This window comes from Peribacillus asahii (genome assembly GCF_004006295.1).
GTDB classification, from domain to species: domain Bacteria; phylum Bacillota; class Bacilli; order Bacillales; family DSM-1321; genus Peribacillus; species Peribacillus asahii_A.
In genome coordinates, this window is sequence record NZ_CP026095.1 from 4,293,064 (window position 1) to 4,313,760 (window position 20,697).

Annotated in this window: 19 protein-coding genes and 1 other RNA gene; 6 read left to right on the plus strand and 14 right to left on the minus strand. The window is 37.3% G+C overall.

Annotation, left to right across the window (positions count from 1 at the left end):
* Positions 1-116: 116 nt before the first annotated feature.
* From BAOM_RS21195 to BAOM_RS21225, 7 genes are all read right to left on the minus strand, one after another.
* Positions 117-1,520 carry a polysaccharide deacetylase family protein gene (locus BAOM_RS21195; protein WP_127761985.1) on the minus strand — a complete coding sequence of 468 codons (1,404 nt, stop codon included), beginning with the start codon at positions 1,518-1,520 and terminating at the stop codon, positions 117-119.
* A gap of 371 nt (positions 1,521-1,891) precedes the next feature.
* Entirely contained in the window at positions 1,892-3,073 is a 1,182-nt protein-coding gene (locus tag BAOM_RS21200) for an NAD(P)/FAD-dependent oxidoreductase (protein WP_127761986.1), read from the minus strand.
* Positions 3,074-3,115: 42 nt separating this feature from the next.
* Positions 3,116-3,547, minus strand: a complete 432-nt coding sequence (locus BAOM_RS21205; protein ID WP_127761987.1) for a helical membrane plugin domain-containing protein — start codon at positions 3,545-3,547, stop codon at positions 3,116-3,118.
* Positions 3,548-4,213: 666 nt separating this feature from the next.
* Complete coding sequence (locus BAOM_RS21210; RefSeq protein WP_127761988.1) at positions 4,214-4,627, minus strand: DUF350 domain-containing protein; 414 nt, start codon at positions 4,625-4,627, stop codon at positions 4,214-4,216.
* A 2-nt stretch (positions 4,628-4,629) separates the two neighbouring features.
* Positions 4,630-5,913 carry a glutathionylspermidine synthase family protein gene (locus BAOM_RS21215; RefSeq protein WP_127761989.1) on the minus strand — a complete coding sequence of 428 codons (1,284 nt, stop codon included), beginning with the start codon at positions 5,911-5,913 and terminating at the stop codon, positions 4,630-4,632.
* Positions 5,914-6,210: a hypothetical protein gene (locus tag BAOM_RS21220; protein ID WP_127761990.1), complete on the minus strand. Its 297-nt coding sequence runs from the start codon at positions 6,208-6,210 to the stop codon at positions 5,914-5,916.
* A 23-nt stretch (positions 6,211-6,233) separates the two neighbouring features.
* Positions 6,234-6,689 (minus strand): hypothetical protein, encoded by a 456-nt coding sequence (locus BAOM_RS21225; protein ID WP_127761991.1) that lies wholly within the window; start codon positions 6,687-6,689, stop codon positions 6,234-6,236.
* A 307-nt stretch (positions 6,690-6,996) separates the two neighbouring features.
* Here BAOM_RS21225 and BAOM_RS21230 point away from each other — a divergent pair, with 307 nt between their 5' ends.
* Both BAOM_RS21230 and BAOM_RS21240 read left to right on the plus strand, forming a co-directional pair.
* On the plus strand, positions 6,997-8,880 hold the full coding sequence (locus BAOM_RS21230; protein WP_127761992.1) for an N-acetylmuramoyl-L-alanine amidase: 1,884 nt from the start codon (positions 6,997-6,999) through the stop codon (positions 8,878-8,880).
* A 304-nt stretch (positions 8,881-9,184) separates the two neighbouring features.
* Positions 9,185-9,955 (plus strand): serine/threonine-protein kinase, encoded by a 771-nt coding sequence (locus BAOM_RS21240; RefSeq protein ID WP_252282703.1) that lies wholly within the window; start codon positions 9,185-9,187, stop codon positions 9,953-9,955.
* A 63-nt stretch (positions 9,956-10,018) separates the two neighbouring features.
* On the opposite strand, the gene BAOM_RS21245 is transcribed toward BAOM_RS21240, so the two are convergent.
* A complete protein-coding gene (locus BAOM_RS21245) occupies positions 10,019-10,405 on the minus strand; it encodes a sporulation protein (RefSeq protein ID WP_252282704.1) in 387 nt (128 codons plus the stop codon).
* A 720-nt stretch (positions 10,406-11,125) separates the two neighbouring features.
* Here BAOM_RS21245 and BAOM_RS21250 point away from each other — a divergent pair.
* Positions 11,126-11,533, plus strand: coding sequence for an LAGLIDADG family homing endonuclease (locus BAOM_RS21250; RefSeq protein ID WP_127761993.1), 408 nt, complete (start codon positions 11,126-11,128; stop codon positions 11,531-11,533).
* A 452-nt stretch (positions 11,534-11,985) separates the two neighbouring features.
* Here the strand turns inward: BAOM_RS21250 and ssrA are convergent.
* From ssrA to secG, 5 genes are all read right to left on the minus strand, one after another.
* Positions 11,986-12,324: a transfer-messenger RNA gene (ssrA, locus tag BAOM_RS21255) on the minus strand.
* A 135-nt stretch (positions 12,325-12,459) separates the two neighbouring features.
* A complete protein-coding gene (smpB, locus tag BAOM_RS21260) occupies positions 12,460-12,927 on the minus strand; it encodes an SsrA-binding protein SmpB (RefSeq protein ID WP_127761994.1) in 468 nt (155 codons plus the stop codon).
* Between the two features lie 50 nt (positions 12,928-12,977).
* Positions 12,978-15,335 carry a ribonuclease R gene (rnr, locus tag BAOM_RS21265; protein WP_127761995.1) on the minus strand — a complete coding sequence of 786 codons (2,358 nt, stop codon included), beginning with the start codon at positions 15,333-15,335 and terminating at the stop codon, positions 12,978-12,980.
* A 32-nt stretch (positions 15,336-15,367) separates the two neighbouring features.
* Positions 15,368-16,114: an alpha/beta hydrolase gene (locus tag BAOM_RS21270; RefSeq protein ID WP_127761996.1), complete on the minus strand. Its 747-nt coding sequence runs from the start codon at positions 16,112-16,114 to the stop codon at positions 15,368-15,370.
* A 259-nt stretch (positions 16,115-16,373) separates the two neighbouring features.
* Positions 16,374-16,604, minus strand: coding sequence for a preprotein translocase subunit SecG (secG, locus tag BAOM_RS21275; protein WP_127761997.1), 231 nt, complete (start codon positions 16,602-16,604; stop codon positions 16,374-16,376).
* A gap of 316 nt (positions 16,605-16,920) precedes the next feature.
* Between secG and BAOM_RS21280 the strand changes: the two genes are divergently transcribed.
* The 3 genes from BAOM_RS21280 (at position 16,921) to BAOM_RS21290 (ending at position 19,911) form a co-directional block, all read left to right on the plus strand.
* Positions 16,921-17,469: a hypothetical protein gene (locus tag BAOM_RS21280; protein ID WP_127761998.1), complete on the plus strand. Its 549-nt coding sequence runs from the start codon at positions 16,921-16,923 to the stop codon at positions 17,467-17,469.
* A 23-nt stretch (positions 17,470-17,492) separates the two neighbouring features.
* Complete coding sequence (locus BAOM_RS21285) at positions 17,493-18,299, plus strand: M15 family metallopeptidase (protein ID WP_127761999.1); 807 nt, start codon at positions 17,493-17,495, stop codon at positions 18,297-18,299.
* Positions 18,300-18,459: 160 nt separating this feature from the next.
* Positions 18,460-19,911 carry a DHA2 family efflux MFS transporter permease subunit gene (locus tag BAOM_RS21290; RefSeq protein ID WP_127762000.1) on the plus strand — a complete coding sequence of 484 codons (1,452 nt, stop codon included), beginning with the start codon at positions 18,460-18,462 and terminating at the stop codon, positions 19,909-19,911.
* A 41-nt stretch (positions 19,912-19,952) separates the two neighbouring features.
* Here the strand turns inward: BAOM_RS21290 and BAOM_RS21295 are convergent, their stop codons facing one another.
* Positions 19,953-20,603, minus strand: coding sequence for a FusB/FusC family EF-G-binding protein (locus BAOM_RS21295; protein ID WP_127762001.1), 651 nt, complete (start codon positions 20,601-20,603; stop codon positions 19,953-19,955).
* Between the last annotated feature and the right edge of the window lie 94 nt (positions 20,604-20,697).

Below are 20,697 nucleotides of genomic sequence, written 5' to 3' on the forward strand. Positions count from 1 at the left end.
TGGTATAGGAAGGCCCCTCGCTCGTACAAGACATTGTTTTCCTATGAGCAGAAGCTAAAAATCATTCTGCTAACTAAATGAGATGTAATCCTAGCAGAAAACTAATTTAGATTATACTAATCTGCTTTTCTTAATTTCTGGATTTCCTGTAATTCCGAAATCGTTACTAATTGATAGCCTTGCTTATTAAGTCGTTTAATAATTTCAACAGCAGCCTCTGCACTTGATTGATAAATATCGTGCATGAGAACAACTTTTCCATCCTCTGCTTGAGCCATTACTCGTTTTACAATCTTATCTTTATTACGAACTTCCCAATCCTCTGGATCAATATCCCATAAGATTACATCCATTTTCTTAAAATACTTAGTAATTTTTTTATTTGTTGCTCCATATGGCGGGCGCATATGGATGGGTTCATATCCACTCACTTTTTTAATAATAGATTGGGTTTCTTCAATTTGACTTGTCACTTGCTTCTTATTTAACCTTGTTAATTGTGGATGGTCCCATGAATGGTTTCCTACCTCATTTCCACCCTCTAACATCTCTGTAATCATATCCGGATAATATTTCACTCGACTTCCCAGCACAAAAAATGTCGCATGGCTATCGTATTTTTTTAATGCCTTTAAAATGGTCGTAGTCGTACTTGTATTCGGGCCATCGTCAAATGTAAGAGCAATGACTTTTTTATTTGGATCAATATTCATTTCTCTTTTAGGAAGCTCTGCCACAGCATTTGGCGGCTGAATTTCTTTAATTTTATTTTTATTAGCCTTATTATTTTGATATGTATCCAGAAGATCATTTTTAAAGACGTTCTTTTTAATAGCAATTGTTTGTACGCCTAAATGATCAGGAGCAACTTGATTAGGTCTGAAATACAACACGATTGTATCTTCTAATATACTAAAATGACGAAAATTCTCTTTTATCGGCTTAGTTCCGTCTTTTAAAGTATGCATTGAAGCAGCAATGTCTTGATTTTTCTTTAGTTGTGCATAAGAAATAGTAGATAATATAGATAAGTAATCTGATTTTTCCTTAAAAATATCCTCCAATGAAAGGGACTTTTGTAGTGGAATATCGAAGTTAAACGTCTGTAGGTCTATATAACCATCCTGTTTATCAATTTGCTTATATTCTTCAAACACAATCGTCACTGTTTGTTTACTATAATGGACGATATCATAAGTAATACTTAACTCGGAAGTTTCCTTTTGTGAGGAATTTTTCCCACTCAACTCTTTCTCGTATTGAGAAATTCTCTCTGTTACATAATTTTTCAACGTTTCATCAATTATGTTCATTTCGAAGAATGGATAACTAACCGAATAACCTCCATATGTACTATCTTTGAGTAACATTTTCATCTCTACATCCGAATATTTGTTATCCATACTTTTTACCGCTTGAGCCTTTGAATTAATCAAATAACTAGCTATTCCTATTAACATACAACAACCGATTAGCGCAATAAAGACCCTCTTATAATTCAGTTTTCTCTTTCTTTCCATTTGTTACTCTTCCCCTTATATAATTCTAATAAATAAACACATTAAAATATCAGTTCTCTCAAGCGCTAGTTATATAAAAAGTTTTGTATGCAGCAATTTAGATTGCACGAAGGCAAGAAATCTTCCTCTCTCTGATTTTACCAGTATTGATGTTTTTAGCAATGGCAAAGTAAATAATTATCAAGAAATTGACGAAAAACAACGAGAAAAATAGAATGTTAGCAAATATATAGGTGTACCCTTTATTCATCATTATTATATGAACCTAAATCGCAATATAGCTGGATTTTTTTATAAAACTTATGAACAATAAAAACCCCTATTCCAAAAAATCGAAATAGGGATTGTGATTATCTTAACATATCTCCAAATTAATAGGCGTAAGTATACAACGCTTTAATGTGAGACATGTAACGAATGTTACTTGCTTCTTTCATCAATGTTGCCGGAAGACCTTTAAGTGGAGTGTTGTTAGCTCCGATTGTCGCAACACCATCTTTGCGTCCAAGACTTGCAAGTGTACCTGAGTTTACAGGATTAAACTTATCCATTTTTTGGCCTGCGAAGTATGCAAACAAGTTGAATCCAACAAGTTCACCCATTTGCCAAGCGTTTTGTGCAGTTGGTGCGTACGGACGACCGCCTTCTTCTGGGAAAGCAACAGCGCTGTCACCAACAACAAATACGTCGTTATGTGATTTAGATTGAAGGAATTCATTAACGGTTGCTCTTCCACGGTCCACTTCAAGACCTGATTCACCAACGATTGGAAGTGCTGCTACGCCACCTGTCCAAACAAGCGTGTTAGCGACGATTGTTTGACCGTCTTTTAATGAAATCTCATTTCCTTTAACACCTGTTACAGGAAGACCTGTTAAGAATTCAACACCACGTGCTTCTAAGCTTGCTGTTGCGCGTTCGATTAAGTTATCAGGTAGAACTGGAAGAATTTTAGGACCAGCTTCTACAAGCTTGATTTTCAAATCGCTGAAGTCTACGCCATATTGTTTCGCAATTTTCGGGAAGTTATCAACGATTTCACCAACTAATTCAACACCTGTTAATCCGCCACCGCCGATTACGATAGTTGCATCTGCTTCATTTTTCGTTTTCGCATATTCACGAATGCGACCTTCGATATGATTGTAAATTTTATTAGCATCTGCTACAGATTTTAATACTAGGCTGTTTTCTTCAAGTCCTGGGATACCGAAGAATCCAGTTTGACTTCCTAAACCAACAACAAGGGCATCGTAAGTTAAGATAGAACCATCAGCAAGTTTTACTTCTTTTTTGTCTACGTTGAATGATTCAACTTTAGAAATTTTAAGGTTAATATCTTTTCCTTTGAAAAGCTTTTCTAAAGGCACAGCAACAGCTTGTTCTTTAATAGTTCCACCTGCAAGACGATGTAATTCTGTGATGATTTGGTGAGTTGGGAATTGGTTCACCACTGTAACTTGAGCTTCATCCTTGTTTAAATATTTACGAACAGTTAAAGCAGAAAGTACTCCGCCATAACCTGCACCTAAGATGACGATATGTTTTGACATAGTTAATCCTCCGTCCTTACGAATTAAATGTGAAACAAACTATTATTTTTGGCTATTTTTTTCTGCTGTAATTTGAAGAAAAGCGTTTGCAAAACGGAACAACTTTTGTGCTTGTGGATCTTTAAGCATTTTTAAAATACCGAATAAACCGATTACGTCCTGATTTGCATCTGCACGATCTTTTGCTTCAATAGCAGTCGCAGCAAGACCTTTTACAGAGTGTGTAACTGGTTCTACGATTTCTGTAATTGCACTAACCGTATCGCTTTTTAATACTTCATCCGTGGCAACCGATTGAGCAAGATCGTAAGACTTTGTTAAAATGTTTACTAATTCAGTCAATTTCGGCAATTGTTCTACTAAAGTAGTCAGTGATTCTTGTACCTCAGGTTTTAATAGCTGATCTAGTACATCCAGTTGTTCTTGGCTCGCTGTCAATGCTTCAGACTTTTGTTGAGTGCTTGTTTCTGACATATCCAATTCTCCTTTACAATAAGCATATTGCTTAATTTTGCATTTTCTTAACTCATATAAGTTTAGGAAACTTTGTAAAACTTTACACAAAAAAATAAAACCTTTTAAATGTCTTTAAACGTACCAATACCAGTGACTCTTCTCATTATATCCTGCTATATAATTATTGAAAACCTCAAAAGTAGATATAAAAAAATTCCTTTAACTGGATTAATAAAATTAAAAACATCCGCTAATAAACCTCCATAAACAAGAGCTGCGTTTATTAGCTGAGATTTTCTTCATAGAAAAAAATCCAACGTGCGATTCGCGACAATACCTATCTTAACACAGAATGCGACGCATTAAAATGCACGACTTTCTTTTAAAATAAGTATGCGACAAATACCTACTCAATATGTGGCTACTTGGTCGTTATTCCTATGTTTCCTTCCCATTAAACAACATGTGAATAACATCACAAACTATTCCAGCAATTAAAACGAATCCAGACAATGACAGTATAACATAATTCATACATGATGTAACCATGTGCTTTAAAATGAATCTGTTAAATAAGGTTGTTAATTTTTTACTCAACCATATTCTAGCCTTAAAAATTCTAGACGTGATAAATGTAAGAAAAGACGACTCATTTTCCTTCTGAGCCGTCCTTTACTTCTTCCATTAATACGTCAAGCTTCCCGCTACAATTAGACCAACTGTAATACCGACTGCAAATAAGCTAAAACCGACAGCTGTGTTTCCTTCCTCTACCTTTTTCGCTAGATTTGTTTTCGGTGTTAAAATATATTCAATGATTAAATAAGCTACCACTTGTGTCGCGATTCCAATCAAGCCCCATAAAAAAGCATCCACTACATTCACACTGCTTCCCCACACTGTATAGAGCGTAATCCCTAAACCAATGACTTTTCCCCATAGCTTTAAAGCAACCGCAAGATTCCCTTCTTTAATTAATTGCCATTCTGAAAACTTCGTCGTCAGCGCAAATGCGATTAATCCAAGTACAATTAAAACAAATCCTGTCCCCACATAAGCTAAAAAATTTAAAAAGCTATCCGAAGATATAAAATCCATCTCTATTTTTCCTCCTCTTTATCTAAGCCGATTGGCAAGAAATATGATTCATTATCTGTAATCTGTCTCCCAGCACGAATGCCAATCGAACTGACCTGACCATTTATATAGAAGCAACCGTACATATAATGTACTTGCTTCTCTCCTTGTTCTGTTTGTACAACTGTTTTAGGAAGCTCGATAAACTGCTGATAAACCGGCACTGAATCTTTATATGTTTTATGCTGATCTTCGTCCAGTTTTTGACCTGTGCCTCCATAAATTTCAACCGTGTCTCCTTCACGACCGAAAGACGGTTTCTTTACATAGTTCACCTTTTGCTGCCAAAACCAGTCCTCATCCATATAAGTAGGCAAAAAATAGGTCGAAATCCATTGATGTTCTTCCTCTGTATAAAAAGAATGTCTCACTTCATGTAATCCCCAAATAAGAGCCATAATAGCTTTTGATTGCAACAAAAAAGCGGAAGGAGGATTGATAACAGCCAACTCTTTTTCTTCCACAAGCTTCATTAAAAATTGTCCTACTTTTTCTTTCGTTAAAGGGTCTTCATCTTCGATTAGATGTTCAAGTGGATACGTCTGACGATACAATACATCTATTTTTTCACCTTGGTCATCGTACAGTCCGCGTTCTACTACAACTTCTCCATTCTCCTTAATTGCTTCCGGTACAACTCTTAATCGATCAAGACTTGTAAAACGGCTATTAAAGCCACTCAATTGCTGTAAATACATAGTTGTTAAGCGGTCTTCTGCGTGGTCTCCATGGGAAGCAAAAACAATATGAGGAGTTTTTCTCTTTCCAAGAAAGCCAACAGCTGCTTTAATAGCCTTCTGAAGCGCTTCTCGAAGCTTATCCTCACACGCCTCATTCGGATTTTTAAGCTGAAACGCTTTGCACACTTTTTCATTTATATTAAATGTCTCCATAATAAAAGTCGGTGTATCTGCATTCATCTCAAGCAGTTTTACATCTTGTTCCGTCACCACTAAATCAAGGCGGGCGATAACACTTTCAAAAGGAAGGGTCTGTAAACGAATATACGTAAAAGATTCAGGAGGAAATCCAAGTTGAAGGAATGTCTCATCATCTAAATTCCTTAGCAATGGAGCCGTTTTATAAAAAATATGGCCGATTCGCTCCGCCGCTGTTCGGATGCGTCCAATCGTTTCTGATGTTTCCTTTTTCACATCCCACAAAGCGTATTCCATGCCATATAAATCAGACCAAAACCCGTCGATTTGTTCATAAAACTGCTTCCTTTCATCATGAAACGTACTCATTTACCCTCCAAATCCACCTTTTGTCCCACTTCCAATCCCTGACTTTACATAGGATTGATAAGAATAACTGGTTTTTAATGCTTTTTTATTTGAATAAACAGTCCCGTTGTGATAGTAACCACCTGAGTGCGAGGAACTATCATCATCACAGTAATATGTTCCCGTCTTCTTATCCCAGTCCCAATCATCACAATCATATCCAGTCGGTTCAGGCGGACGATCTTCCCCGCAAGCGGCCAAAGAGGCAGCAAGCGCCGCCGTTAATACTCCTGTCATCATTTTCTTTGTTTTTTTCAATTTCTATACTCCTCTCCCCATGTTCACATCGTATAGCCAGTTGGTGTTACATATAACACATACACTTTCCGGTCTTCATCAATCTCTGCTGAATCTCGCTCCCATTCCTTACCGTAATCATATGTATATACACTGCCAATTACACTTAACACATCTAGATGATTGGTCATATATTTAGACGTAATAAGTGGATGGTTCTTCCTTGCGTTCAACTCACGAACCTCAAGCTTGATTCCCTGCTTCGAATCCTCCTCTTTTTCTATTAGTCCCTCTTCATACACTTCCACATAAATGACAAACAAATCATTTTCGATGGCGGAGGAAAGCTGTTTATATGTAACCCCTTCTTTAACGAAAAATTCACATTCTCTTCTTGCCAGAATTTGTTCTAGGTCAATACCTGGATAATGATAAATCGGTACAAATTGCTCAGGTCCCTTTTGCAGCCGATACTCTAAAATAACAGATTGAAACTCCATGCAACTCCCCTTCTTCTATGTATCTACCTTACGTTTCATTTATAATTCGACTTTTATTTTACTGGAATATTCACATAATCAATATAAGAAATACTATCTATTTTTTGTAAAATACCTATGAAACATTATCGTAAAAACAATATATCTAAAATTTAATATAATCGTAACATTAGTCACAAAATCGTTTAAACCCTAATATTTCCTTGGTTTAGTTAACATTTTCTAGTCAATTTGTCACAACCTAATATGTTACTATACTCGTTGGAGAATATTATTCTCTCAAATATTACAAAGTTAGGAGGGCATCATGACAAACTACACAAAAATTCTCATCTGCGTACTCACTTTCATGTTGATTTGTTCAGGCTTCCCCATGCTAAGCCATGCAGAAACCATTCAGAGCAGTTCTGAGAAGGCCATCGTCTTGTCGGAAAACGAAGAACTGGTCCCCGTTTTAAAAGAAGAGACAGCAAACAGTGAGATTTTAACTTCTATCCCAAATCAATCAGAAGTTTATGTACTACATACAGGAACAAGCTATACATACATAAGCCTTACCAATCCACTCACGGATGAGAACATAACGGGGTATATCCAAAATTCATTGATTTCTGTACCCGAGACAGCGGATCCAGATTCAACAGATACAAAAATGAATGAGGAACCTTTAGACAGTGCTCTTGAAGAAACACCTACACCTGAAATAACTAGTTCAGAAACAAAAACAAAAGCACTAGCAGTTGAACAACAGATAGAAAGTGAAGCAGCAGTCGAACAGCAAACAGAAAGCGAAGTCACAGCCGAACAGGCGCTATCAACGATTAAAGCTCCAGCTCCAACGATGCGCGGGTTAGTTGTACAAGATTCTACCAAGGTCTATGCACAAGCGGAGGACAATGCCGATGTACTGAAAAGCTACCCAGAAGGAAGTATCTTAGAATATGCATCATTCAATAACGATTGGTATATTTTCAAGATTTATGTAAATGGTGTAGCAACAACAGCATTCATCAAAAAAGACGATGTGGAAACAATCGATTCTAAGCAAACGAGCTTAACAGGGATTGCCACTAACACGCTTGCTATTTATTCAAAAGCAACAACGAATTCAAAAACCTTAAAGTCTTATGCTCAAGGTTCTGTTTTAAAATATCGGACATTCGCTTCCGACTGGTATGAAGCAACGGTTTATTCCTCCGGTACAGCTGTTACAGGTTATATTAGAACGAAAGATGTAGAAAACAGGGTAACACCGCAGGAATCGCTAAGTGGTGTCGCACCAACTACAATATCTGTATATGCAAAAGCTTCTACTAGTTCTAAAAAGTTAAGGTCCTATTCTTCAGGTTCCACTTTAAAGTATAAAACGTTCACCTCTGAGTGGTATGAAGCTACTGTTTACATAAGTGGTGTCGCTACCAAAGGTTATATTAAAAAAAGTGATATGGAAGAAAAGGGAACGACTTATTATGTATACGGAGCATCTTCCTTAAACATTCGTGAGGGTGCAGGCACAAGCTACGGCATAGTAACAGCCGTCAAAAAAGGACAAGCCGTGACCTTATTCGAAACGAAAGGAAACTGGGGTAGAATCGAAACGAGTTCCGGTATTATGGGCTGGGCGTCCCTATCCTATTTAACCAAAACTAAGCCTTCTCAAGGATTAGAGAATCGAGTCATTGTCATTGATGCAGGCCACGGTGGAAAAGATCCAGGAGCCTATTATATTGAAAAGAATCTGACCCTTCAAACGGCGAAACAGCTTCAAACCTTACTTAAAAAGGCGGGAGCAAAAGTAGTTATGACACGTTCAACTGATACGTACTTAACACTTTCACAGCGAGTAGCTATTAGCCACAACAATAAGGCAGATGCATTTGTTAGTCTTCATTACAATGCAAGCTCAAGTTCAAGTGCAAAAGGAATTGAAACTTTCTATTGGGCAACAAATGTTAACGAGAAAACGCTTGCTCAGTATGTTCAGGGTGAAGTCGTTAAACAAACAGGCTTAAGTAACCGAGGTGTGAAGACAGGAAACTTCCATGTTATCCGTGAAAATAAAAAACCTGCTATATTAGTAGAGTTAGGCTTCCTTTCCAATGCAACAGAAAGAAAAAAAGTTTCTACAGAAACCTACCAATACAAATCAGCAATCGGAATTTATAAAGGTCTCGAAAAATACTTTGATTGATCCCCTATATAGGGGATTTTTTTATTCACAAAATAGAGAATTACTTATTGTTGCAATGAGAAAATGACTTTTTTATACTTGATAACTAAAGGAGGCGATTCTTATTTTAAAGAAAATCATTAAATCACTCTTAAATAGCGGAAGCAGTTCTAAACATAAAAGATACTATTCAAGCAGCTCTCGTAGAAAGCACTATTCAAGTAAACAAAATTATTATGGTCATAAACATTACAAAAAAGGACATAAAAAGGGCTTTTTTAGTTCTCGCAGCTTTTCAAGCAGTTGATTATGAAGGCTTATGAGAATGATGTTTCAACACCTTTATGAAATTAAATACAATCGATTATTTATCGACCACATCAACCAAAGTAATAAGTACGAATTTTTAGACACCTTAGGGATCGGATCCTTTGGAGTCGCTTATTTACTTCAGCATAAGCTCACTAATGAGAAGTATGTTTTAAAACGACTGCGTGCTAAGCATAAAAATAAAGCCTCAACAAAAAATAACTTTAAGCAAGAAATTGCGTTTCTCCAAAAGGAAATGCATCCGAACTTGCCCACTATCAAAGAGGAAGGCTTTGTTAAAGGCCTTCCATTTTATATGATGGATTTTATTGAAGGCCAGACGTTTGAACATCTTATTTTTAATAAAGGACAAACATTCTCCGTCCATGAATCATTAACACTCGTCAAACAATTATTTGAAATTGTACTAACGATTCATGATCACGGAATTGTTCATCGCGATTTACGTATCCCAAACATCCTCCTGCATCATAATAAACTATATGTCATTGATTTTGGCTTAGCTTGTTATATGAAAGAGAGTATAAACATCGATACGATAAAAAATCCGAAAAAAGTAGAAAATTATATTAGCGACCTTTACTATATCGGACATTTCTTACTGTATTTACTATATTCCAATTACACGCCTCATGATAAAAAGGAACGATGCTGGCAGGAAGAACTGCAGTTGCCTCTCTATGTACAGCATTATATAGAACGTTTACTTCTAATCCAACAAGCATTCCCGGATACTCGGACGGCTTATGAAGCACTTCCACTGTAAAGAGGGCCCACAACTTTGAAGCGGGCCCTCTTATCCATGACTTTTGGATTTTATCTATGTGAACTACAGGATTTGAATGATATCCTGATCTTGGCTGGTTACACCTTCATTAAAGTGCAGCTTTGTTTGAAAGCGATAAGATATTTCATCTGTTGAAGCACCAATAGACGCTGGAATCCGGAAAGTAAATGGAAGGGTATATAGTTCCTCAGAATTAACCAGCTTGGAAGTCAAAATGATTTTAGTATCTATTACTTTTTCAATACCTGCAGCTTTATCAGTCAATACGAGATTACAATCTATTCTCTTTAACTTTTGTTCAATGCTTCCTCCGTTGATAGAAAAATACCCATAAACGACCTCACCAGGTCTATGCGCTTCCTTTTGCAAAATCAAATCGATTCTTGCTGAACCTATTCCTAATAGAGCCATGCTTTTCCTTAATATCAATGAACACCCTCCTGAATTATTTATATAACTGTAATTTTTTTGTCGTAAGCTTTTCAAATATCTTTATACTTTTCCTTATCCTTCAAAAGCTAAGCTTGTTATTAGCCCATTAGCTTATAGAATGAGATTTTCATGTTTTTATTTGATGCATTCCCCAACCTTTTCTTATTTTTAAACAGCTAGGAAACTTCTCCTCACCTATCTTCTTTGTTTTCTCATAAGCTTGAGACTGGGTCTTACTGCCCGTTAAGTTTGGGATAAAACAAAAAACCCTCACCAGTAGATGGTAAAGGTTTAAAATACACATATAAAGACCTTTACCAGTAGGCAAAAGGTCTGGCTAACAACGTTATGTTGCCGACAAAGCCGGGAATGATACACTCCGTAATGACGACTTTGTTGTAAAAGCTACTCCCCTTAAGAAGAAGTATTCAACTATTTTAAAATATTATAAATAAACTCTATCAGAATGTCAAAAAACTTTAACCTTGTTTATATCTATAAATAAAAAAGAGGGTAAGGTAATCAAGATTCCTATAAAAATTCCAGAAATATTTCTTTCCTCTTTAGAATTCAGAGGTAAAGATCTTGATGTTACATATAGAATAAATATGCACCACTCAATTTCCAAACAATTGAAATTACAACCTAACTTTAATACAATAGATACAAACATACATTCTTTTTTTATATTTATTAAATTGAAGGGAGGAATATAACATAGAAAAGTGGGAAGCAGCATATATAGCAGGAATTATAGATGGAGAGGGTTCCATTACATTGACTAGAATGCATGAAGGTGAACACCGTCGGCCATGTATCACAGTTGCTTCAACTGACAAAGAACTATTAATTTATCTCCAATCTTTAACCGGTGGTACAATCAATAACAAAAAGAATTACAAGCCCGACCGGCATAAAGATTCCTTTACATTAACGATAAAGAAGAAAGAAAATGTCATGTTTATTTTAAAACATATTTCTCCCTATTTAAGAGTCGATAAAAAGAGAAAACGCTCTTTATGGATATTAGAACACTATGAAAAGGTAACTCTGAGGAATGGAAAATATAGTCCAGAATTATTAAAAGCTAAACTATCATTTGAAGAGTTATTCTTTCAAATATAATGTAAAACCTGGCCTATAGTTTTTTTGAAACTATGCGATAAAGTGAATGGAAATCATCTCCCGCCTTCATATTCCTTGTTTCTTCAAAACATTGAGGTAGGTTCTTAATTTACCATTAAGTAAACACAAAATAAAAACCACCAAATATGTATTTGGTGGAGACGGTGGGACGTGCTATTCCATGCTTTCGTCATGGCACTGACTATATCTTGAACCTGTAATTAATTATTCAGGTCCTCTGGCGTATTATGCGAAATATAAATTTACTAAACAGAAGTAGTATTCCGCATCCTAGTACTACCATTTTCAAATGGTAGCCTATAAGTCGATACACGGCTGTTGGATTGCTCCACATACCGCTCGGCATTGCCTTATCGCAATAAATGCGAGGTAGGTTTCACCGATAAAGCCAGATTTTCACTTGCATGTTACCATACAAGGCGACTATTTACTAATCGAACCCACGTCCAGACATAACGGCACTTAAGCTTCTACGAGTGTAGTCGACATATTCATGTTTCACTTACTCATTTGCCTGTCGACAGGCGTCTGAGCAGCTAGTCTGATTGTTCTCTTCCTTCATCCTCAGACGGTGGAATCCGGCGTAGCCCACTTAGAGTGAGTCCCTGACCCTACCACATGGGCAATGGAGGGAGGAACAGCTATCGACTGTTATTAAGCAGCGAAAGCTAAGTTGTTGTTTTGTTTGCCAGTTATAGGCTTTGACGTTTTAACGAGGCCGATCCCCTCGACTCGCAACCTAAGCTCGAACTATCCCTGTCGAATCCGTAACGTCCCCAGTATAAGAATGGAGCGTACGAGAATGAATAGCAAGCATTGTTTGCTGTGTTATTCAGTTGTCATCGTTACAAGAATAATTATAGCATGTTTCTTCAAAAAATCAATTGTAAGTTATTGTAAAAAACCTACATCTTTTGACGTTCGCGGAAAGCTCGTTCGATATCACGTTTTGCTTCTTTTTTCTTCAAGTCATCACGCTTATCGTATTGCTTCTTCCCTTTACCAAGCCCAATTAATATTTTAGCAAAACCGTTTTTTAAATATAATTTTAACGGAACAATCGTATAACCTGTTTCTTTCGTTTCACCAATTAGTTTATTAATTTCCTTGCGATGAAGCAATAGCTTTCTCGTTCGCAATGGATCATGATTATAACGATTTCCTTGCTCATACGGACTGACATGCATGTTGTGCAAATATAATTCCCCGCGTTCAATTTTCGCAAAGGAATCCTTTAGATTCGCTTTGCCTGCTCGAATCGATTTAATTTCTGTTCCTTGAAGCACAATACCAGCTTCAAACGTATCTTCAATAAAATAATCATGATACGCTTTTTTATTTTGTGCTAGTTGCTTGCCCATTCCCTTTGGCATCTTACTCTCCCCTTCTTTAGAGAGGATGATGACTCATCCTCTCTCATACATTATCTCTTTTTTGGTTTTTTCTTGCGCTTAGCAGACGGCGCATTTTCATAAAACTTTTTCTTCTTTTTCGGTTTTCGTTCAGACGAGGAACGTTCAGAGTTCCGGCCTCCACGTCCTTCATCACGACCATTTCGTCCGCCGCGGCCGCGCTTTTTCTCTCCTGCATTTGCTTTAAATACGCGTTTCTCACCAGAAGATGGACGTGGACGACTCACTTTCATACCGATAATTTCAAAATCAACTGCACGCTCTTCTTTATTTACATTGCTAACCCGAATCGAAATTTCATCCCCAATTCGGAACACTTTTCCTGTTCGTTCCCCTACCATCGCTAGTTGACGTTCGTCAAAGCGATAATAATCATCAGTCATATAGCTTACATGAACAAGCCCTTCAATTGTGTTTGGCAACTCCACAAACATACCAAAATTCGTAACAGAACTAATAATTCCATCATACTCTTCGCCAATTTTATCAAGCATATATTCTGCTTTTTTCAGCTCATCTGTTTCGCGCTCAGCATCTACAGCGCGACGCTCCCGCTTAGATGTATGATCTGCAATATCAGGCAGCAAGGAATCCCATTTTTCTTGTGTAGCAGGGTCCAATTTGCCTTCAATTAAATACGTGCGAATAAGACGGTGCACAATTAAATCTGGATAACGGCGAATTGGCGATGTGAAATGTGTATAGAATTCCGTAGAAAGACCAAAGTGACCTAAGCTTTCCGGGTCATATTTCGCTTGCTGCATCGAACGAAGCATGACAGTAGAAATGACCATTTCTTCCGGCTTGCCTTCCACCGCTTCAATAATTTCTTGTAAAGCCCGTGGATGCACTTCATTCGCTGATCCACGAACAAGGTAACCAAAGTTTGTAATGAATTCGAAGAAGCGTTGTAACTTCTCTGGCTTTGGATCTTCATGAATTCGATAAATAAACGGAACATCTAACCAGTGGAAATGTTCTGCTACTGTCTCATTCGCTGCTAACATAAACTCTTCGATTAATCGTTCTGCTACAGAGCGTTCGCGTAGCACAACGTCCGATGGATGCCCTTCTTCATCAACGAGCACTTTTGCTTCTTTAAAATCAAAGTCAATGGCTCCGCGATTCATCCGTTTACGACGCAGAATCTCAGCAAGCTTCTCCATTTCTTGGAACATCGGAATAATCGGCTCATAACGCGCAAGCAATTCTTCATCTTGATCTAATAAAATTTTATTCACATCGCTATACGTCATTCGTTCTGTCGTTTTAATTACACTTTCAAAAATTTCGTGCTGTATGACTTCCCCTTCAGGTGTAATTTCCATTTCACATGATAAAGTAAAACGATCGACTTTTGGATTCAAAGAACAAATCCCATTTGATAAACGATGTGGAATCATCGGGATCACTCGGTCTACTAAATAAACACTTGTCCCTCTTTCTAACGCTTCTCGATCAATAGGTGAACCTTCTGTTACATAATGACTAACATCGGCAATATGAACGCCAAGCTTGTAATTGCCATTATCGAGCTTCGTAACCGTAACGGCATCATCCAAATCTTTCGCATCAGCACCATCAATCGTTACAATCACGTCATTTCGTAAATCACGGCGATTGCCGATTTCACTTTCCGCAATAGTATCTGGCACAGCATTCGCTTGGTCCATCACTTCCTGAGGAAACTCTAATGGCAAACCATGCTTATGAATCACGGATAAAATGTCCACACCTGGGTCATTTTTATGGCCAAGAATTTGAATGACTTCTCCTTCTGCACTTGTACGCCCTTCAGGATAAGAAGTTAATTTTACAACTACTTTATGTCCCTCAATAGCTCCGCCATTTACTTGTTTTGGAATAAAGATATCGCTTGCAATCTTTTTATCATCTGGGATGACAAATCCAAAATGTTTACTTTCAGAATACGTACCGACAATCTCCGTTACGCCCCGTTCAAGAATTCGAATCACGGTTCCTTCTCGTCTTGAACCGCTTGTTTCCGTAGAAACCCGAACCATAACAGTATCGCCGTGCATCGCGCTCTTTGTTTCATTTGGTGGAATGAAAATATCATCTGCACCCGGTTCATCTTCAGGTGTAACAAAAGCAAATCCCTTCGCGTGCCCAGACAACTTCCCTCGAATTAAATTCATTTTTTGCGGCAGGCCATAGCGATTGCTTCTCGTCCGAATGACAAGACCCTTTTCTTCCATTTTGACAAGCGCCTTCACAAAGTTCTTAAAATCTGCTGAATCTTCAATCCCTAGAGCTTCTTCTAGCTCTTGAACAGTTAACGGCTTATATGCCTCTTCTTTCATATAAGATAAAAGCCGCTCGATATGTTGATCGATTTGTTCTTCCATATTCAAAACCCTCCTTACATTAGGGTATATTTTTACTCATTCCAATCTAAACTTTCTAAAAATGAAAAGATATCTTCATGCAATTGTGCACGTTCCTTATCTAGCGTAATGACATGGCCTGATTCCTCATACCACTTTAGTTCTTTCATTGAAGATTGTACAGAATCATAGATAATATTGGCACTATCTATATTAATCATCGCATCATGCCGCCCTTGAACAACAAAAGTTGGCGCATAAATATGATCCACATGATTCCGCACATCCGTAATTAATTGCTGCAACGCTTGTAACGTATTCATCGGTGTTTCTAAAAACTTCTTCATTTCTAATTCGATTTGCTCCGGCTCTTTTCCCTCATGTTTTTTAAAATTACGAGCGTATTGCAAAACACCTTCATACATGATTTCTTCGCTTTTTATATACATTGGTGCACACATTGTTACAATACCCTTAATAGGGACAGTATATCCTAATTTAAGAGAAAATACGCCTCCAAGAGACAGCCCTGCTACGGCAATTTCCTCATAACCTTTCTGTTTCAAAAAATCATAGCCCGTTATTACATCTTTCCACCAATCCACAGGACCTGTTGTGACTAACTCTTCTGGTGGGACAGCGTGACCTTTATAATGCGGTGCGTGACAAGTATAACCTCGTTGCTCTAAAAAACGGCCAAGCATTCGAACATCAGATGAATTCCCAGTGAATCCATGCAGCAATAATACAGCACGTTTCCCGCCTTCAAATGTAAAGGGCTGCGGCAATCTAATTTTCATTCCAAAAACTCCTTTTACACGAAACGTTTATATCTCTTCATAAATAGGGGAAAATATTCTTATTGTACTAAATTTTTCATTCATTACTTCTCAACTATACCTGTTAAAGTCATAAAAGCGCAAGGCGAGTGTCTTTTAGCTGAAACTGGACACCAAAGAGGAACGAAACTTTATACGTTTAGTTAGAACAAAGCCTGTACTTTTAAAAAAAACATAGAAAAAAGCCTAGCTTCATTAGCTAGACCTCTTTAATATTCGTTTATTCAAAATAAGCGATTAGCAACGTTAAAGCAAAGAAAATAACAGATAATACAACTGTCGCTCTATGTAGAACTAAATCTAAGCCACGCGCTTTTTGTTTACCGAATAATTGTTCTGCACCACCGGAAATAGCACCAGATAGACCTGCGCTTTTCCCTGACTGCAGTAATACACAAGCAATCAATGCGATACAAACGATTACTAAAAGTGTCACTAATAAAGCATGCATGCATGAACACCTCCAAGACATTACTTTTACTTTACCATATTCAAAAGAAAAGCGAAAGCACCTTGGGCAGCTCGTGAAGAAAATAGGAAGAGGCCCGAAAAGGCGTTCTTTGCCTTTCGGTGACTCTTATCTTTTTCACAGCGAGCTAGGTGCTGGCGCTAGACAATCAGAAAAGCGAAAGCACCTTGGAACGTTCATGAATAAACTAGGAACAGTTCCAAAATCCGATGCCTTAAAGTAAAAAAATTGAATCTTCATTTCTTTTCTACCTAAACTTTGAGATAATTTCTATAAGATCTAGAAAGAGGTGGCGTTTATGCTACAAAATATATTGCGATTTCTCGATTTTCTAGCTATCATTTTATCTGGTATAGCTAGCTATGCTTTGTGGACAAGCGGCAGCAATATCGTCAGCATGTTACTAATCGTCCTTTCCCCTATTTTGCTTTTGCTTGCAAAATATCAAGGAAATCGATTATTGCTATTTGCAGCCTATGTTACAACGACTATTTATTTTACAGCTATTATTTACAACGGTTTATCCAATAGCCCTATTGACTTTTTCCAAGCTGATTTTCGTATATTACTTTTCGGACTCATTGCCGTCGTATTAAGTTTAATTGCGGCTGTTATTGGATTTGGAACAAATACGTTAACGATTCTTTGGCTCTCACTTCAAGGCATCGTCCTATATGAAACATTTAGTCAATTTCCTGCTAACCGTTTTTTAGAGCATTTTTGGTCGGCACCTATTATCGATGCTGTTGTTCGTGATGATTATCCCATTTTATTAATGGTTATTTGGATTGGATTATTCCTTGATAAGTATCAAAAAGAACTACAGCGCGAATATTGGTTTCGATAAGTACAAATGAAGGAGTCTTACTCATGTTAAAACCAGCAATTACAGCAACCGCCCTATCTTCCTTGTTATTCATTTCAGGTTGTTCATTTACGCAGCAAGATAATCAACATATTTCTCAAGAAAAAGAACAAAAAGAGCCAGCTGTACAACAGCAGGAAGAGCCCGAAGAAATACGTGAGGTGGCAGTCGACGAATCCGCCAAACCCGCTCAAGCAGGGCTGTACACGTTAGCCGAACCTGAAAATATCGCTGTTCTTGTGAATAAAGAATATAGCCTGCCGGAAGATTATAAACCTGCTGATCTCATTTATCCGAAAGTAGACTTTATTTTTAAAGAAAAAATTGAAAAAAGAATGATGCGAGCGGAAGCAGCAAAAGCTTTAGAAAAAATGTTCAGAGCCGCTAAAAAACAAAACGTACATTTAGCCGGTGTTTCCGCCTATCGTTCTCACGAAACCCAAGTATCACTTTTTAACAACTATGTAAAACGCGACGGCCTAGAGAATGCAAAAACATACAGTGCCCTTCCAGGAACAAGCGAACATGAAACAGGATTGGCTATCGATGTCACAACGGCTGATGGGGCCTGTGCCGCGCAAGATTGTTTTGGGGATACGGCAGAGGCAGAATGGCTGGCGAAACATGGACATGAATACGGTTTTATTATCCGCTACCCAGAGGGAAAAGAACATATTACAGGCTATAAATATGAACCTTGGCACTTACGTTATCTGGGGATAGAAGCAGCAACAGAAATTTTTGAAAGTGGTATTACATTAGAAGAATATTATAATGCTGTACCTGTTGATACAGAAGCAACAAAAAAATAATACGCAAAAAAAGTGCCTAATCCGTTTATTAGGCACTTTTTATGTTATTATCGAGTAGCTTAACATAGGCTAAAAATATTCGAGGAATTTCATTAGAGAAATAACGGGGAATACACAGTTATTCTTAACTGTTTCATCTATTTTTTGAGAGGGGAATATCATGCAAGCACAAACGCAAGAAAAGACTCAACAAGAGGAGAGGCAGTATAGAACCTTTCCGATTTTACTATCGTTTTTAATTGCTGGATTTATCGGTTTATTCAGTGAAACTGCGCTAAATATCGCACTGAACGACTTAATTCAAATTTTCGCCATTCAACCTTCAACCGTTCAATGGTTAACAACAGGCTATTTATTAACACTCGGTATATTAGTTCCTGTATCAGGACTTCTACTTCAATGGTTCACAACGAGACAGCTCTTTATTACATCACTCATTTTCTCCATTATCGGAACGCTTATTGCCGCTCTTGCGCCAAGCTTCGAGATTTTATTAGTAGCTCGTGTTATTCAAGCCATTGGTACAGCACTGCTTTTACCTTTAATGTTTAATACGATTTTACTGATTTTCCCAATTCATAAAAGAGGGTCTATTATGGGGCTTATCGGTCTCGTCATTATGTTTGCACCTGCCATCGGTCCAACGATTTCAGGATTGGTTATTGCAAACCTTAGCTGGCATTGGATTTTCTGGCTGGCCCTTCCATTTTTCGCCCTTTCCCTTATATGCGGAATTATGTTTATGGAAAATGTGTCAACGATCACAAAACCAAAAATTGATATAGTATCGATTATCTTATCCACATTTGGCTTTGGCGGAGTCGTTTATGGCTTTAGTGTCTCAGGAGAAGGAGAAGGCTGGGGCAGTTCAAAAGTAATCATCGCTTTACTTGTCGGAATCATTGCGCTTATTTTGTTTACTATTCGACAATTATCGATGCAGCAACCGATGATGAATTTACGTGCCTTTAAATTTCCAATGTTTACATTAGGTGTCATCCTCCTCTTTATTGGAATGATGACGATTCTGTCCTCCATGATTATGCTGCCGCTCTATTTACAAAGCGGGTTGGCGCTATCTGCCTTTGCTGCCGGACTCGTTTTATTACCAGGCGGTATTCTCAACGGGTTCATGTCACCTGTTATGGGACGTTTGTTTGATAAATATGGTCCGAGATGGTTGGTTATTCCTGGGATGGTCATTGTAACTATTGTTCTTTGGTTGTTCAGCAGCGTTTCCATGGATACAGCCATTACTTTTGTTGTTGCTCTACATATTTTCTTAATGATTGGTGTTTCCATGATCATGATGCCTGCTCAAACAAATGGTTTAAATCAGCTGCCGCCACAATTTTATCCAGATGGTACAGCCATTATGAATACGCTCCAACAAGTAGCAGGAGCAATTGGTACAGCAGTTGCTATAACCATTATGTCAGCTGGTCAGAAAAGCTATATGAGTAACGTGACAAACCCTAATGATCCATTAAATGCTGTTAACTCTTTAAACGCAGGTATTCAAGATGCCTTTGTATTCGCTCTAATCGTCTCCGTGATTGGGCTCATATGTGCCTTGTTTATTAAACGTGTAAACGTTGAACAAAAAAACTAACTCCCTTCCGAGTTAGTTTTTTTGTTTGGATATCCAGATAACTATATTGTTTCATTCAATCGCTCGATAAAATCATGTAATTTATCTAATGTGATGAGGTTATAATTACATTTCTGACTATCTTCACAAATATAATTCCCTCTTTTAATAAATGTGCCTTGTTCTCCCCCTTTGCCTTTTGCTTCAGACATAAACATCCCTACTTTCTCATGGGCATTACATAATGTGCAAATGCCTTTTTTATTTAAACTCGTAAAGGTTCCTTGTAGACCTTTCAGCTTATGATTATGTCGAGCTATTATATACTTTCTATTTGATCCTTTATCATACCAACTTACATATGAAGTTTCCTTTAAATTCACAGTTTCTAATCCAGGGACCTTTAGCTTCTTTGCTTTCGGAAACAATTTCTTTATCGTTTGCTCCGTTATCGTTTGAAAAGGAATCACATACGGTTCCACTTGTAAAAGAAAAGCCTCGGCTCCTTCATTATCTTTCACATCCATAATTGGAATGAGCAACTGTTCTTGTTCCTCACTTATCTCTTCAAACAAACCAAATACTTTTTCTTTTGCAAGTGTCTTTAATGTAGTCAAAACATGTATATCATTAGCAGTTGCATGACCATTTATTAAAATCTGCGTTTGCCTGCGGATAAAGTTATATTGGTCACTTCTTATAAACGGCTCCATCTTTATCACTCCTACTTATTAAAAAAATAATCTTATCTAGCTTTTACTTTAAAAGATTCACTTTTTTTATTCAATGTAGAAAATGAGTAAGAAA